Below are 15869 nucleotides of genomic sequence, written 5' to 3' on the forward strand. Positions count from 1 at the left end.
TCATGCAATCGTTCGTTTATCAGGGCATGCCGTCGCGCGTCGTGTTCGGTGCGGGAAGCATCGAACACGTCGAACGCGAGATCGAACGTCTGGGCGCAAGGCGCGCGCTCATTCTCTCGACGCCGCCGCAACGCGATCAGGCCGAAGCGCTCGCCGAACGCATCGGACATCGCGCGGCGGGCGTGTTCGCCGAAGCGGTGATGCACGTTCCCGTCGAAACGGCGCGCGCGGCGCGGGAGTATGCGGAGCGCATCGGCGCGGATTGCGCGATCGCCATCGGTGGCGGCTCGACGACCGGTCTCGGCAAGGCGATCGCGTTGACATCGTCATTGCCGATACTCGCCGTGCCGACCACTTACGCAGGCTCGGAAATGACGCCGATCTACGGCCTCACCGAAGCCGGCTTGAAGAAGACCGGCCGCGACATGCGCGTGCTGCCGAAAACCGTGATCTACGATCCGCAACTCACGGTCTCGCTGCCTGCGTCGCTTTCAGTGACGAGCGGCATCAACGCGATCGCGCACGCTGCCGAAGGACTGTACGCGCAGGACGCGAATCCCATCGTGAGCCTGATGGCCGAAGAAGGCATTCGCGCGCTCGCGCAAGGCATCGGCAAGGTCGCCCGGAATCCTGAAGATATGAATGCGCGCAGCGATTGTCTCTACGGCGCGTGGCTGTGCGGCGCGGTGCTCGGAAGCGTAGGCATGTCGTTGCATCACAAGCTGTGTCATACGCTCGGCGGTACGTTCAATCTGCCGCACGCGGAAACGCATACCATCGTGCTGCCGCACGCGCTCGCCTATAACCGCGATGCCGCGCCCGGCGCGATGAAGCGCATCGCTCGCGCATTGAACGCCGACGATGCCGCGCAAGGCACATTCGAACTCGCACGGGCGAACGGCGCGCCGACCGCGCTCAAGGACATCGGCATGAAGGAGAGCGATATCGACATCGCCGTCGATATCGCGTTGAAAAGCCCGTACTGGAATCCGCGTCCGGTCGAACGCGCGCCGCTGCGTGCGCTGATCGAAGCGGCCTACGAAGGACGACGACCATGAACGAACACCTCACGCAATCCGTCACTGACGCCTTCGGCCAATGCGCCGATACGCGCACGAAGGAGATCGTCGTCGCGCTGGTGCGTCATCTGCATGCGTTCGCGCGCGAAGTGAATCTCACGCACGACGAATGGCGACGCGGCATCGAGTTCCTCACGGCGACGGGCAAGAAGTGCGACGGCATCCGGCAGGAGTTCATTCTGCTGTCGGATACGCTGGGGCTTTCCATCGTGCTCGACGACATCAATCAGCATCTCGATGAAGCCGCGACCGAAAGCAGTCTGCTCGGCCCGTTCTATCGCGATGGCGTGAAGGAATCGGCGTTCGGCGCGAACATCGCGCAAAGCGATGGCGAGCCGGTGTTCTTTCATGGCACGGTCGGCGACGTGAACGGCAAGCCCGTCGCCGATGCGCTGATCGAAGTCTGGCAAACCGCGCCGAACGGCATGTACGAAGGCCAAGACCCGGATCAGCCGGAAGGCAATCTGCGCGGGCGCTTTCGCACGAATGCCGACGGCGCGTACGCGTTCCATTCGATCAAGCCGACGAGCTATCCGATTCCGACCGATGGTCCCGTCGGCCAGATGCTCGTCGCTACGGGACGTCATCCGATGCGTCCCGCGCACATCCACTTTCGTATCGACGCACCCGGCTACGAGCCGCTGACAACCGCGCTCTACTCGTCCGACGATCCGTATGTGAACTCCGATGCAGTGTTCGGCGTGAAGCGCTCGCTCGTCATCGAGTATGTGGCGAAGGAGGGCGGTTACGAGGTGGCGCGCGATTTCACGCTGCTCGTGAAGGAGCCCGCGTGAACGTTCTTTGCGCGCTCGACGACATTCCCGATGGCGGCGGCTTCGAAGCCGCGCCATCGGTTCTCGTTCTGCGACGCGGCGGCGATGCGTGGGCGTATCGCAACGTTTGCCCGCATTTCTCGATACCGCTCAACTACGAGCCCGACGCGTTCTGGACCTATGAAGGCGCGCTGCTGATGTGCGCGCATCACAGCGCGATGTTTCGCTTCGAAGACGGCGTGTGCGTCGATGGTCCATGCCTTGGCGCGAGTCTCAGGCACATACCCATCCGCATCGACAATGGCCGCGTGCTGATCGAAGGCGAAAGCATCACATAGGATGCGCCGCGACGAAGTTCTTGTACGCGGCATAGGCGTCCTTCTGCGTGTGGCCGTCGTTCTCGAGCAAGCCGTATGCGCCGCCGCCCGGAAGACCCGCCGGATCGTCATAGAGTTGGTACGTCTGAACCGATTCGATGCCGTAGGTCGATGCGAGCGCGACGAACTGCGCCAACATCTTGTTGCCGACGAGATATGCCGCGATCTGCTGATCGGTGCCGAAGTTCGGGCGCACACCGGCCTCGTTGATCCAGATCGGCTTGCCGAGCGCCTGAAGCGCCGCGAGCACGTTGTGACAGCCCGTGCCGCCGCACGCGTTGGTGATGTCGTTCATGTCCGAGTACCAGTGCCACGCGGTGATGTCCCAATTCACGACCTCATGCCCCGTGCTGCCATCCGGCTCCGTGCCGGCCGCGAGCATTTGCGCGAAGCCGTAGTGCAGCCAGGTGCCGCCGCCCAGAATGATCTTCCCCGACGTATCGACCGACTTGATGCCCGCGATCATCCCGCGAATGACGCCGCGCAGGATCCTGAACTTGACGGCATCGTATTGCGACGGAAGCACGCCATCGACATTGCCGAGCAGCAGCGCCGATTCCATCTCGTTCGTGACCTCGTAATACGCATAGCGGCGCGAACTCGCCGTCTGTTGGCCGAGCGCGAAACCGGCGTTGTAGCCGTCGGTTTCGTTGATGAACGTGGCGATGTCCATCAGGATCACCGGATACACGGTGACGCCGCCTGCCGCCATGATGTCGGCGATGCCCGCGAGCTTGTTCGCGGTGCCCTGGCTATAGACCTCGTTGCGATACAGCTTCGCGCCGAGATCCTGCAATTGCGAAAGCTGCAGCGCGGGGCTGGAGATATCGTAGGCGCCGCCTTCATTGTTGTGACCGTTCACGCCGTAGAAGAGTCGCGCGGACGGCGTCGGCGTCGGCGTCGTGGTGCCTGTGTTGCCGGTGCTCGCGTTATCGGTGCTCGTGCTATCCGTGCTCGACGCGGGAGCGGGCGCGCTGGCCGTGGGCGAAGATGTGCCGCTCGACGCGGTGTCGTCGGAGGTGTCGCTAGCGGTGGCGGGCGGGCTCGTCGTGAGCTTGGTCGTCCCCGTGCCCGATGGCGATGTATCCGATCCCGTCACGCTCGCGGAAGAAGCCGACGCGCTGCCGCTCTGCGCGGCGCTACTCGATGATGCGTTGTCGCTGCCGCCGCCACCGCCGCCGCCGCATGCGGCGACCAACACGCTCACCGCTGCAACGAGCGCGATAGACTTGAATCGGATGAAGCGGAAGGCCGGAGCGAAGTTCGTCATTTCAATACGGATTACTAAGTGGCTGACATCCATCTCCACGAAGTAGGCGTACGTTGCGCGAGTCGTCCGGACGAACGCGGACGGACCGGTAACGGACCTTCGTCCCGCGTCAGACGCAGGAACGGTGGAATGCTTGTCGATTAACCCCGGTGAGCCGTCCGGAAGAGGGCGCTGCCGGACACGTGGGGCGAAGAGGAGACGGCGTCGAAGCCGGTCTCAATAGGGTTTACGGCAGGGATGAACGGGACTTGAACGAATTTCGTCCGATGCAAACGTTACGACGCGAAAGATCGGGAAAACTTACCCGGAGAGGGGACGGTCCGGTTCGAGCGCCGCGCCGCCGAGGATGGACGTGGCGTCGGCGCGTGCGTTGTCGAGCTGCACGACGCTCGCCTGACGCGCCGCGAGCGCATCGCGGTTCGCGATCGCGGTGAAGATCGCCTTGTGACGCGGTAGTGACAGCGCGTGCGTATTCGGGTGGCGGCTCGTGAGCTTGATCGACTCGCTGAGCGCGAGCGACAGCATGTTGCCGATATACGCGAGCATGTCGTTGTGCGTGGCCGCCATGATCGAGCGATGAAACTCGAGGTCCGGAACGAGCAGATCGGCGGCGGTCTGCGCACCTTCCATGCGCTCATACGCAGCGCCGATGCGCGCGATGTCGTCATCCGTCGCGGAGATGGCCGCGAGCGCGGCAGCGGCCGGTTCGATGATCTGGCGGACTGTCATCAGCGAGCGGAAGAACTCGCCTTCGGGAAGATGGCTGATGGTCCAGACGAGCACGTCGGGGTCGAGCATGTGCCATTCGTCGCGCGCGCGCACGACGCTGCCCACGCGCGGCTTCGATACGACGAGCCCCTTCGCGACGAGCACGCGCGTCGCTTCGCGCAGCACGGGACGGCTCACGCCGTAGCTTTCGCAGAGCGTGGGCTCGGCGGGCAGACGCTCGCCCGGCGCAATGCGCCCGCTGACGATCTGCATGCCGAGCTCCTGCACGATGCGTCCGTGCATGCTCTTGCGTTGCTTGGGGTTGCGGTAATCCATGACGCGCAGCTCGAAACGGCTATTGAGCGGTCGTCGCGCGCATCGCCCGATATTCCCGTCTCACGATATTCATCAGTTCCGCGACCGATGTGTTCGCGCTGCGCTGCTCGTAAGTCACGCGGCCGCGCTGCATCAACATGATGCGATCCGCGATGTCCAGCGTCTGCGCATAGTTGTGCATGATCATGATGATCGAGAGGCCGCCCTTTTCCTTCAAACGCATCACGAGATCGATGATGAGCGCGGCCTCGCGGGCGCCCATCGCGGCGAGCGGCTCGTCGAGCAACAGGATTTTCGCGTTCGAATGCACCGCGCGCGCGACCGCGATCGCCTGACGCTGACCGCCCGACAGACGCTCGACCGGCAGATCGACCGAAGGCACATGTACGCCGATATCCTCGAGACATTGCGCCGCGCGCTCGCGCATCTGCTTGTGATCGACGAGCCTGAACGGACCGCGCCGCACGATCTCGCGATTGAGGAACATGTTGTGATAAATCGACAGCGAATTCGCGAGCGCAAGGTCCTGATACACGCATTCGATGCCGAGCGCGCGCGCATGATCGACGGACTTCAGCAGCGTTTCCTCGCCGTGCACATGCAGCGTGCCGCTCGTCTGCTGATGAAAGCCCGTGAGAATCTTCACGAGCGTCGACTTGCCCGCGCCGTTGTCGCCGAGAATGCCGAGAATCTCGCCGCGGCCGAGCGTAAGCGACACGCCGTCGAGCGCCGTCACCGCGCCGAAGCGTTTGACGAGCTTGTCGCCGCGCAGCGCGAGATCGGTGGCGGCTACTGCTTGCGGGTCTGCCATCACCGTGCTCCCTTGCGGCGAATGCGGCCGACGTGGATATTGAAGATCATCGCGGCGAGAATCGCGGCGCCGAGAATGATGTTGAACGTGAACGCGTTGATGCCGATGAGCGTGAAGCCATCGCTCAGAATGCCGAGCACCGCCGCGCCGAGCAGTCCGCCGACAATCGTGCCCGAGCCGCCCGTCAAAGGCGTCCCGCCGATCACGGCAGCGGCCACGGCGAGGAACATGATCTGATTGCCGCCCGCTTGCGGATCGATCGACGTGATGCGAAAGCTTTCGAGAATGCCCGTGAATCCGGCGAGCACCGCCGCGAGCACGAAATTGCCGAGCCGCAGCCGGTTCACATGAATGCCCGCTTCGCTCGCGCCGAGCGGATTCGCGCCCGCCGCCTGCGTGTGCAGACCCCAGCGCGTATGCCGCAACAGCACATGCATGACGAACGCGATCGCAACGGTCCAGATGATCTCGCTATAGCCCCACGCGCCCATCACGGCGGCGAATTCCGGCGAGCCCGGCGTCGCGGCGGGCGTGCCCCGCGAGACGGTCAGCGTGATGCCGTTGATGAGAAAGAGCGTGCCGAGCGTCGTCACGAACGAAGGCAGGCGCAGAAAGACCGTCACCGCGCCGTTCACGAAGCCGATGATCGCCGCGGCGATGAGCCCCGCGATCACCGCGAGCCACATCGGCGCGCCCGCTTCGTTCGCGAACACCATCATGAACGGCGCGAATGCGAAGACCATGCCCGCCGACAGATCGATGTCGCCGCCGATCATCAGCATGATCTCGCCGAACGCGATGATCGCGACCGGCGCGACATACTGCGAAAGGTTGACGAGGCTCGCGTTGCTGAACAGGAAGTCGTGGTTGATGAACTGGAAGTAAGCCGCGAGCAGCACGGCCACGAGGAGGATGCGCAACTCCGGCGCCCAATGCGACGCCCACGCACCGCGCGGACTGGCGATCCGCGCGGGCGTCGTTGCTTTACGGGGTTCGTTCACTGTGTTCATCAGGACTTGATGGCCCCTTTCATCGGCACGATTTGCGGCTTGGTGGTCTTGCCTTCATAACGCGTCGACGTGTTGAGATACGGCTCGACCGTATCCTTCGTCACGAACTTGAGACCGGTATTGATGTTCGCCGGCCCGACGAGCCCGCCCGACGCGAGGAACACGAACGCTTCCATCACCGTGTAGAAGCCCTGCACATACGGCTGCTGGTCGATGGTGAAATCGAGGAAGCCTTCGTGGATGAGCTGGATCGTCTGCGGCAACAGATCGAAGCCGCCGCCATGCACGCCCTTCGAAGGCAGGTTCGATTCCTTCATCACTTGCGCGACGCCTTGCGTGCTGCCGGCATCGACTGCGAACATGCCTTTCAGGTCCTGATGGCCGAGATAGAACGACTTGATCTTCGACAGTTCTTCGTTGACGGTCGCGCCCGTCGCAACCGTCTGAATGTCGATCTTCTTGCCGGATTTCTTGATCGCATCGCTCGCGCCGTCGAGACGCGGCTGAATGTTCAACTGTCCCGGCGTGGCGATGAAAAGCGCGACCATGCCGCTGTCGATCATGCTGGCGATTCGCTCGCCCATCTGATAACCCGACAGATACAGATCCTGTCCGATGTAAGCGAGCCGCGGATTCGTCTTGCCGCGCGGCGCATCGGCGTTGTAAGCGAATACGGGAATGCCGGCGTCGAGCGCGGCCTGAATGGGCTTGTCGAATGCGTTCGGATCGACGATCGGCACGGCGATCGCATCGGCTTTCGCAGCGATCGCAGAATTCACCGCGCGCACCATTTCGCCCGCGTCGGACGTGGCCGAGCCGGTCCACTGATAGTCCATGCCGAACATGGAGCACGCATCCTGAATGCCGTATTGCGTCGGCACGAAGAACGGGTTCGTCGTCACATGATTGACGAACACGATCTTCCATTTCTTGTGCTGCGGAAACGCCGCTTCGGCCGCCTGCGCGGACGAGATCAAACCGCCGCCACCGGTCACGCCGCCCAGGAGCGACAGCGCCGCGCCGAGTCCCGCGCCCTGCATGATGCCGCGCCGGCCCGCGCTGATGAGCTTGCTGTCGTTTGCGTCGTCATCCCGATTCTGCGCCATGTGTTCCTCCGGTCTCTTCTTCGTTGGTCGATGGGTCGACTCATCGTCGATCGCTGTCAGATACTGGGTTTCACGGCACGTCATACACACGCGGCTTTCATGGATGAAAGAACGAAGCGTTGCGGATGACCATGCGAACAGTGCGAGAGGGCGATTCGAGAGCGCGGCGTTTTGAACTAGTAATTGGGACGACGAAGCCCGCGCGCTGACTTCAATAGACAAACTATATGCAGAGTGTTTTGACGTGGCGATTAGCGTTTTCCCGGTACGCCCCATCGATATAGTCATGCTATTTATAGGTCTTTCCCATCAAGTGATCAAAGCCATGAGCGCCCCAAAAGCCAAGCTCCGTTCGGCCGCGTGGTTCGGCACCGCCGACAAGAACGGGTTCATGTACCGGAGCTGGATGAAAAACCAGGGCATTCCGGACCACGAGTTCGCGGGCAAGCCAATCATCGGCATATGTAATACGTGGTCCGAACTAACGCCGTGCAATTCGCACTTCCGCAAGCTCGCCGAGCACGTGAAGCGCGGCGTGTTCGAAGCGGGCGGGTTCCCCGTCGAGTTTCCGGTGTTCTCCAACGGCGAATCGAATTTGCGTCCCACCGCGATGTTCACGCGCAATCTCGCGAGCATGGACGTCGAGGAAGCGATACGCGGCAATCCCGTCGATGCGGTCGTGCTGCTCGTCGGCTGTGACAAGACGACGCCCGCGTTGCTGATGGGCGCGGCGAGCTGCGACGTGCCCGCGATCGTCGTCTCGGGCGGACCGATGTTGAACGGCAAGCACGAAGGACGCGACATCGGCTCGGGCACGGTCGTATGGCAACTCAGCGAGCAGGTGAAGGCGGGCAAGATTTCGATTCACGAGTTCATGTCGGCGGAAGCGGGCATGTCGCGCTCGACGGGCACCTGCAACACGATGGGCACTGCATCGACGATGGCGTGCATGGCCGAAGCGCTCGGCGTCACGCTGCCGCACAACGCCGCGATTCCGGCGGTCGATTCGCGTCGCTATGTGCTCGCGCATCTGTCGGGCATGCGTATCGTCGAAATGGCGCTCGAGGATTTGCGTCTGTCCAAGCTGCTCACGCGCGAGGCCTTCGAAAACGCAATTCGTGCGAACGCGGCGATCGGCGGATCGACGAATGCGGCGATTCATTTGAAGGCGATCGCGGGGCGCATCGGCGTGAAGCTCGAACTCGATGACTGGACGCGCATCGGTCGCGGCACGCCGACGCTCGTCGATTTGCAGCCTTCGGGCCGCTTCCTGATGGAAGAGTTCTACTACGCCGGGGGCTTGCCCGCCGTCTTGCGGCGTCTCGGCGAAGCGAACCTGATTCCGCATCCGGATGCGCTCACCGCGAACGGCCACACGCTGTGGGAGAACGTGAAGGAAGCGCCGCTCTACAACGACGAAGTGATTCGGCCGCTCGACAAGCCGCTCGTCGCCGATGGCGGATTGTGCGTGCTGCGCGGCAATCTCGCGCCGAATGGCGCGGTGCTGAAGCCGTCGGCGGCGACGGCTGCGTTGCTGAAGCATCGCGGGCGCGCGGTCGTGTTCGAGAACTTCGACGACTACAAGCACCGTATCGCCGATCCCGATCTCGATGTCACGGCGGACTCCGTGCTCGTCATGAAGAATTGCGGGCCGAAGGGTTATCCGGGCATGGCGGAAGTCGGCAACATGGGCTTGCCGCCGAAGCTGCTCGCGCAAGGCGTGACGGACATGGTGCGCGTGTCGGATGCGCGCATGAGCGGCACGGCGTATGGCACCGTCGTGCTGCACGTCGCGCCCGAGGCACGCGCGGGCGGGCCGCTTGCGATCGTGCGCGATGGCGACTGGATCGAGCTCGATTGCGACAACGGCGTGCTACGCATCGACATCGGCGACGATGAAATCCGCGCGCGCCTCGATGCGTGGAACGCGGCGAAGAGCGAGATTCCCGAGGATAAAACGGGTTATCGCAAGCTGTACGTCGAGCACGTTCTTCAGGCCGATGAAGGTTGCGACTTCGACTTTCTCGTCGGATGCCGTGGCGCGGAAGTGCCGAAGCATTCGCACTAGCCGCTATCTGCGCGGCTTCCATGTGGCGATGGCGACGCCGAGCACGGCGACGCCCATCGCATACCATGCGGTCCTCGGCAGCACTTCGTCGAGAAAGAAGTACGACAGCACGGCGGCTGCCGGCGGCACGAAGAAGAACAGCGACGCGACTTGCGAGACCTTGCCCGCACGCGTCATCGCGAGCAGCAGCGTGATCGCGATCAGCGAATTGCCGACGACGAGATACGCGAGCGTCGCGATGAATGCCGGCGTCCATTGCACTTGCGTGTGCTCGAAGAGCAAGGCCATCGGCGCGCAAAACACGAAGCCGACGCTGTATTGCACGAGATTCGATGTCACCGGATCTTGCGCGGTCCCCAGGCGCTTTTCATAGAGCATCGCGGCCGTGATGCCGACGAGCGCGCCGATCGCCATCAGCACCGGACCGAGCGATTCCGCATGCAGCGGCCCGCGCGCGACGATCACGCCGGCCGCGCCCGCGAGCCCGAGCAGCAAGCCGATCCATCTGCGCACGCCGATGCGTTCGCCGACGAACTTCGGCGCGAGCACGCCGACGAGAATCGGCTGCAACGACACGATCAGCGCGAGCACGGACGTCGCGATGCCCGCGGTCATCGACAGATAACTCAGTCCGAAGTACATCACCTGCACGAGAAAGCCGACGACGCCGAGATGCAGCCACGCGCGCGCGTTGCGCGGCCATTGCGGACGCTTCACGGCGCATACCGCGAGCAGCACGCCGACGCTCAATGCGAAACGTATTGCGAGAAACGTCAGCGGCGACGCGTAATGCAGGCCGGTTTTCGCAATCGGAAAGCCCGCGGACCAGAGCAGCAGAAAGAGAATCGGACCGCCGGTCGCGAGCCAGCGGCGTTCGTTGTGCGTGCTGCGGTCTTCCTTCCGGCCGATGTGCGGCGCTTGCGCCATGTTCGCGTCCCCGTGCTTGTAAGCGGATGCTGTCAAAGTACCCGATTGTAGTGTCCGCGACGCTGCGGGCGACAAGGACCGTTCGCCGATCGCGTCGCCTTAATCCGCGACATGCACGGCAACATCGGCGAGACTTTCCGCGATCCATTCGGGCGGCGGGGCGTCGGTGAAGAGCGCGTCGATCTGGCTGAGATGCCCGAGTTTCACGAGCGCGGCGCGGCCGAACTTCGAATGATCCGCAACGAGAAACACCGTGCGCGACTGCTCGATGATCGCCTGCGCCACGCGCACTTCCGCGATGTCGAAGTCCCGAAGCGTGCCGTCTTCCTCGATGCTCGAAATGCCGATGATCCCGAAGTCCACCTTGAACATCCGGATGAAGTCGACGGCCTGCTCGCCCACGACGCCCTTGTCGCGCGCGCGCACTTTGCCGCCCGCGACCATCAGGTCCGCGTCGGACTCGTCCGCGAGAATGTTCGCCACGTTCAGGTTATTCGTGATGACGCGCAGGCCCGTATGCTGGCGCAGCGCGCGCGCCACTTCCTCGGTCGTCGTGCCGAGATTGATGAAGAGCGTCGCGTGATTCGGAATCTCCGCCGCGACCCGCCTCGCGATGCGACGCTTCTCGTCGAGAAACATCTGCTGACGCGCCGTGTACGCGGCGTTCTCGGAGCTCGTCAGCGCGCTCGCGCCGCCGTGATATCGGCGCAGCAGGTTCCGATCGGACAGCCAGTTGACGTCGCGCCGGATCGTCTGCGGTGTGACGTCGAATTGCGCCGCGAGGTCTTCGATGGTCGCGAAGCCGTCTCGGGCGACGCGATCCAGCAGCGCGCGCTGCCTGCCGTTCAGTGCTTGGTCGGATGTCATCGAAAGCTGCTCGGAATCGCAAAAAAATGAAAATTATCGGATGCGCGCAGTGTACGACGAAAGCCGCCGCCGACCAACGCCGGCTCTGAAATTGCCGGTTCACATGCGCTCGAACAGTGCGTCCGCCATCTTTCCGTCGACGCCACGCGATGCTACGATGGTTGAAAACGAATATTCAGATTCGTATTCGAACATTCTCCGAACCGGCTGTCTGGAGTGGCCGCATGAGCCAGCGACGTTTTATCCTTGCCCTCGACCAGGGCACGACCAGTTCCCGCGCGATGCTGTTCGCCCATTCGGGCAGCGTGATAGCGAGCGCGCAGCGGGAGTTCGCGCAGCATTATCCGCAGCCGGGGCGGGTCGAGCACGATCCCGCCGACATCTGGCAGTCGCAACTCGCCGTCGCGCACGAAGCGATGCAGAAGGCCGGCGCGCGGGCTTCGGATATCGCCGCCATCGGCATCGCCAATCAGCGCGAAACCACGCTGCTCTGGGACCGGCAAACGGGCGCGCCCGTCGGACCCGCGATCGTCTGGCAGGACCGCCGCACCGCCGCGCATTGCGCCCGTCTGATCGAATCCGGCGCGGAATCGCTCATCGAAGAAAAGACGGGCTTGCGCATCGATCCATACTTTTCCGCGACCAAGCTCGCGTGGCTGCTCGACAGCGCGCCCGGCCTGCGCGCGCGCGCGTGCCGCGGCGAATTGGCGTTCGGCACCGTCGATAGCTGGCTCCTCTGGCAACTGAGCGCAGGCCGCCGCCACGTAACCGATGTATCGAATGCCGCGCGCACCGCGCTCTTCGACATCCGCGCAGGCGCATGGGACGACGGGCTGCTGGCGCTCTTCGATATCCCGCGCGCCGTGCTTCCCGAAGTCGTGGCATCGAGCGGAGCGATCGCCCATACCGACGCCGCGTTGTTCGGCGCGCCGATTCCGATCACAGGCGTCGCCGGCGACCAGCAGGCCGCGACCTTCGGGCAGGGCTGCGTCGAGCCGGGCCTCGTCAAGAATACCTACGGCACCGGCCTTTTCATGCTGATGAACACAGGCGCGCAGCCGGTCGCATCGCGGCATCGGCTGTTGACCACGATCGGCTGGGAATTCGGCGGGCAGCGCACCTACGCGCTGGAAGGCGCGGTTTTCATGGGCGGCGCGATCGTCCAGTGGCTGCGCGACGGCCTCGGGTTCATCGAAAGCGCGGCGGAAATCAGCGCGCTCGCCGCGCAATGTTCGTCGAGCGAAGGCGTCGTGCTCGCGCCCGCATTCGCGGGTCTGGGCGCGCCGTATTGGGATCCCTACGCGCGCGGCACGCTGCTCGGCATGACGCGCGGGACGAATCGCGCGCATATCGCGCGGGCCGCGCTCGAAGCCATCGCGTTCCAGACGGTCGATGTGCTCGACGCGATGGAAGCCGATGCCGGCATCGCCGTGAGCGAGCTGCGCGCGGACGGCGGCGCGTCGCAGAGCGACCTGCTGATGCAGATTCAGGCCGATCTGCTCGGCCGTCCCGTCGTGCGCCCGAGCGTCACGGAATCGACCGCGCTCGGCGCGGCCTGCCTCGCCGGACTCGGATCGGGCTTCTGGTCGAGCCGCGACGAAATCGCGAGCGCGTGGCCGCCCGCGCGCCGGTTCGAACCCGCGATGGCGTCGGCGGAACGCGCGATGCACATCGAGCGCTGGCATCGCGCGATCGATCGCGCCCGCGCCTGGGAACATCCCGCCGAAGAACCGCTTTCCACGGTCTGACATGAAAACGAACATGCCATCCGGACGCGCGGCGCTCTTGCGCGAAACAGATCAGACGCCGTTCTTCGATGTCGTCGTGATCGGCGGCGGCGCGAGCGGTCTCGGCACGGCCGTCGATGCGGCGTCGCGCGGTTATCGGACCTTGCTGCTCGAAGCGCGCGACTTCGCGAAGGGCACATCGAGCAAGGCCACCAAGCTCGTGCACGGCGGCGTGCGCTATCTCGCGCAGGGCAACATCCCGCTCGTTCGCGAAGCGTTGCGAGAGCGCGGACTGCTCGCGCGCAATGCGTCGCATCTCGTGCACGCGCTCGGTTTCATCGTTCCCGCGTACCGGCTCGGCGACAAGCTGACGTACGGCGCGGGCCTCAAGATCTACGACTGGCTCGCGGGCTCGCTCAACCTGCGTGCGAGCCGCAGCCTCGATCTCGCCGAAACCCGCGCGAAATCGCCGATGCTCGCCGAATCGCTGCACGGTCACGCGCTGCGCGGCGGCACGCTTTATTTCGACGGCCAGTTCGACGACGCGCGTCTCGCCATCACGCTGATGCGCACGCTCTTCGATCTCGGTGGCGTCGCGCTGAACAATGCGGCGGTGCGCGGCGTGCAGTTCGATCGCGCGGCGGGGCGTCATCGGCTGGAGGTGGAGGACGTCGAAAGCGGCGACCGGTTCGCGGTGAACGCGCGCTGCGTCGTCAATGCGACGGGCGTCTGGGTCGATTCGATCCGCGCGATGGCCGAGCCCGGCGCGCGCCCGATCGTCGCGCCGAGCCAGGGCGTGCATCTGACCTTGCCCGGCCGCTTCCTGCGCAGCGATAGCGCGATCCTCGTGCCCAAGACGCAGGACGGGCGCGTGCTGTTCATCGTGCCGTGGCACGGTCACGCGATAGTCGGTACGACCGACACGCCGCGTCACGACTTGCCGCTCGATCCGCGCGCGAGCGACGAGGACATCGATTTCATTCTCGCGACGGCTGCCGATTATCTGTCCGTCAAGCCGACGCGCGACGATGTCCTGAGCGTATGGGCGGGGCTGCGTCCGCTCGTGAAGAGTGACGGCGCGGCATCGACCGCGTCGTTGTCGCGCGAACATACCATCGAAATGAACGCGACCGGCATGATCACCGTGACGGGCGGCAAGTGGACCACGTACCGTCTGATGGCGCAGCAGGTGATCGATCTCGCCGTCTCGAAGCACCTGCTGAGCGCTGCGCCGTGCCGAACGGCGTCGTTGCCGCTGCATGGATCGACGGCGGAGCAACACGGCTACTACGGTTCCGATGGGGCAATCATCGATCGTCTGCCGGGCGCGCAAAACGTTCTGGTGAAGGCGAGCGGCCTGACCGAGGCGCAGACGCGCTTCGCGGCGCGGGCCGAACTCGCGCGCTGTGTCGAGGATGTGCTCGCGCGGCGCAATCGCGCGTTGTTTCTCGATGCCGCCGCCGCCCGCGATGCCGCGCCCGAAGTCGCCAGAATCATGGCCGAAGAACTCGGGCACGGCGCGCAATGGCAAGCGGAGGAAATCGCGCGTTTCGATGCGTTCGCGCGAACCTGGATGCTGTCGTAGCGGCGCGTCGATCAGAACGCGTGCCGGATGCCGACCATCGCGACGAACTGCGACGGTCCCGACGAAGGCGACGCGTTCTGCGAATCGCCGACGACCGCCACGGCATTCGCAATCGCCACGCCGCCCGTTCCGCCCGACGCGATGAGCGACTGACCCCGCGCGTGCTGATACGCCTGCAGCGCATAGAACGTAGTGCGCGCCGACAGGCTGTACGTTTCCTCGAACGAAATCTGGTGATACTGCGCCGCATCGCCGATGCCGTTGGCCCTGCTCGCGCGCGTGTAGCTGTAGCCCGCCGCGACATTCACCGCGGGCGTGAACCGGTAAGTGGCGATGGCGCCGTAGCTGTTGAACACGGCTTCATCGGCGAAAAGCGAGCGCGAGCCCGGCGCATAGTGCACGTTGGAATAGTTGAGGCCGAGCATCAGATCGTTGTACGTGTAGCGCGCCGCCGCCGCGATCAGTTGCGCGCTTTGTGCGCTCGCGTAGCCGTTGTTCACCGGCGAGTTGATCGCGAAGCTCCCGAGCGCCGGGCTGGTCGCGATGTCTTTCAGCTTCACGTAGCCCGCCGCGATCGCGAAAGGCTTGTAGTCGTAGCGAAGCGCGGCACTGAAGTTGCTGCCGCTCGCGATGCTGCCCGGCGCGCCGCCGAGCGCGTATTGAACGCTGAACGCGAGACCCGCGATCACCGGCGACGCATACGTGACCGCGTTGTTGAAGCGCAGCGTGGTGTCGAGGGCATCGACGTCGCCGGGATGCGCGCCGGTCGCGCCGGTCAGCACGCCCGTCGGTCCGAGCGCGCCGACCATGCTGAAGTAAGGCGTGTACTGGCGGCCGAGCGTCAGCGTGCCGTAACGCTCGTGGCTCAAGCCCGCATAGGCTTGACGATTGAACATCGCGTTTGCGCTGGCTTGCGCGCCCGTCAGCGAATTGAAGCCGCTTTCGAGCCGGAAGATCGCCTTCGTGCCGCCGCCGAGATCTTCCGCGCCGAGAAGCCCGAACTTGCTCGCCTGCAGATTGCCCTGGCTCATGTAGACGTTGGACTGCCCGCGCTGGTTGCTGACATACGCGAACGCGTTATCGACGACGCCGTAGAGCGTGACGCTGCTTTGGGCCGTCGCCGTGCCGCTGAACAGGGCGACGGCGAGAGAAATGGACGTGAGGACGCCTGCGCGCGTCCGTGCGCGATTCAAGGACTTCATTGCTGATTACTTTCCCGTGAAGT

Annotated in this window: 15 protein-coding genes; 7 read left to right on the plus strand and 8 right to left on the minus strand. The window is 64.4% G+C overall.

What is annotated here, in order from left to right:
- Positions 1-2: 2 nt before the first annotated feature.
- The 3 genes from QCE58_RS14945 to QCE58_RS14955 are packed head-to-tail and all read left to right on the plus strand — an operon-like array spanning position 3 to position 2190.
- Positions 3-1058, plus strand: a complete 1056-nt coding sequence (locus QCE58_RS14945) for a maleylacetate reductase (RefSeq protein WP_250522398.1) — start codon at positions 3-5, stop codon at positions 1056-1058.
- On the plus strand, positions 1055-1873 hold the full coding sequence (locus QCE58_RS14950; protein ID WP_250522397.1) for an intradiol ring-cleavage dioxygenase: 819 nt from the start codon (positions 1055-1057) through the stop codon (positions 1871-1873). Before QCE58_RS14945 ends, QCE58_RS14950 begins: the two co-directional genes overlap by 4 nt.
- Positions 1870-2190 (plus strand): Rieske 2Fe-2S domain-containing protein, encoded by a 321-nt coding sequence (locus QCE58_RS14955; RefSeq protein WP_008346109.1) that lies wholly within the window; start codon positions 1870-1872, stop codon positions 2188-2190. Before QCE58_RS14950 ends, QCE58_RS14955 begins: the two co-directional genes overlap by 4 nt.
- On the opposite strand, the gene QCE58_RS14960 is transcribed toward QCE58_RS14955, so the two are convergent.
- Complete coding sequence (locus QCE58_RS14960) at positions 2183-3091, minus strand: lipopolysaccharide biosynthesis protein (RefSeq protein WP_175980308.1); 909 nt, start codon at positions 3089-3091, stop codon at positions 2183-2185. The genes QCE58_RS14955 and QCE58_RS14960 overlap by 8 nt on opposite strands.
- Before the next feature lie 40 nt (positions 3092-3131).
- On the opposite strand from QCE58_RS14960, the gene QCE58_RS14965 reads away from it, so the two are divergent.
- Positions 3132-3545 carry a hypothetical protein gene (locus QCE58_RS14965; protein WP_309779798.1) on the plus strand — a complete coding sequence of 138 codons (414 nt, stop codon included), beginning with the start codon at positions 3132-3134 and terminating at the stop codon, positions 3543-3545.
- A 254-nt stretch (positions 3546-3799) separates the two neighbouring features.
- On the opposite strand, the gene QCE58_RS14970 is transcribed toward QCE58_RS14965, so the two are convergent.
- Genes QCE58_RS14970 through QCE58_RS14985 form a run of 4 tightly spaced genes read right to left on the minus strand, consistent with a single transcriptional unit; the run spans position 3800 to position 7470 of the window.
- Positions 3800-4543: a FadR/GntR family transcriptional regulator gene (locus QCE58_RS14970; protein WP_008346102.1), complete on the minus strand. Its 744-nt coding sequence runs from the start codon at positions 4541-4543 to the stop codon at positions 3800-3802.
- 19 nt (positions 4544-4562) lie between these two features.
- The gene (locus QCE58_RS14975) at positions 4563-5354 is read right to left on the minus strand and encodes an ATP-binding cassette domain-containing protein (RefSeq protein WP_250522395.1); all 792 of its coding nucleotides are present in this window, start codon (positions 5352-5354) and stop codon (positions 4563-4565) included.
- The gene (locus tag QCE58_RS14980; RefSeq protein WP_250522394.1) at positions 5354-6364 is read right to left on the minus strand and encodes an ABC transporter permease; all 1011 of its coding nucleotides are present in this window, start codon (positions 6362-6364) and stop codon (positions 5354-5356) included. The genes QCE58_RS14975 and QCE58_RS14980 overlap by 1 nt, the downstream gene beginning before the upstream one ends.
- Positions 6364-7470, minus strand: a complete 1107-nt coding sequence (locus QCE58_RS14985) for a sugar ABC transporter substrate-binding protein (RefSeq protein WP_008346098.1) — start codon at positions 7468-7470, stop codon at positions 6364-6366. Before QCE58_RS14985 ends, QCE58_RS14980 begins: the two co-directional genes overlap by 1 nt.
- A gap of 325 nt (positions 7471-7795) precedes the next feature.
- Between QCE58_RS14985 and QCE58_RS14990 the strand changes: the two genes are divergently transcribed.
- Positions 7796-9538 carry an IlvD/Edd family dehydratase gene (locus QCE58_RS14990; RefSeq protein ID WP_008346097.1) on the plus strand — a complete coding sequence of 581 codons (1743 nt, stop codon included), beginning with the start codon at positions 7796-7798 and terminating at the stop codon, positions 9536-9538.
- Positions 9539-9541: 3 nt separating this feature from the next.
- Here the strand turns inward: QCE58_RS14990 and QCE58_RS14995 are convergent, their stop codons facing one another.
- Together QCE58_RS14995 and QCE58_RS15000 are read right to left on the minus strand one after the other, a co-directional pair.
- Positions 9542-10465 carry a DMT family transporter gene (locus QCE58_RS14995; protein WP_250522393.1) on the minus strand — a complete coding sequence of 308 codons (924 nt, stop codon included), beginning with the start codon at positions 10463-10465 and terminating at the stop codon, positions 9542-9544.
- Between the two features lie 99 nt (positions 10466-10564).
- Entirely contained in the window at positions 10565-11332 is a 768-nt protein-coding gene (locus QCE58_RS15000) for a DeoR/GlpR family DNA-binding transcription regulator (protein ID WP_008346095.1), read from the minus strand.
- A 224-nt stretch (positions 11333-11556) separates the two neighbouring features.
- Here QCE58_RS15000 and glpK point away from each other — a divergent pair, with 224 nt between their 5' ends.
- Entirely contained in the window at positions 11557-13080 is a 1524-nt protein-coding gene (glpK, locus tag QCE58_RS15005) for a glycerol kinase GlpK (protein WP_175980313.1), read from the plus strand.
- A 1-nt stretch (position 13081) separates the two neighbouring features.
- Positions 13082-14644, plus strand: coding sequence for an FAD-dependent oxidoreductase (locus QCE58_RS15010; RefSeq protein ID WP_409014123.1), 1563 nt, complete (start codon positions 13082-13084; stop codon positions 14642-14644).
- An 11-nt stretch (positions 14645-14655) separates the two neighbouring features.
- Here QCE58_RS15010 and QCE58_RS15015 read toward each other — a convergent pair whose 3' ends face one another.
- Entirely contained in the window at positions 14656-15846 is a 1191-nt protein-coding gene (locus QCE58_RS15015; protein WP_250520197.1) for a porin, read from the minus strand.
- Between the last annotated feature and the right edge of the window lie 23 nt (positions 15847-15869).

This window comes from Caballeronia sp. LZ028 (assembly GCF_031451415.1).
Classification (GTDB): domain Bacteria; phylum Pseudomonadota; class Gammaproteobacteria; order Burkholderiales; family Burkholderiaceae; genus Caballeronia; species Caballeronia zhejiangensis.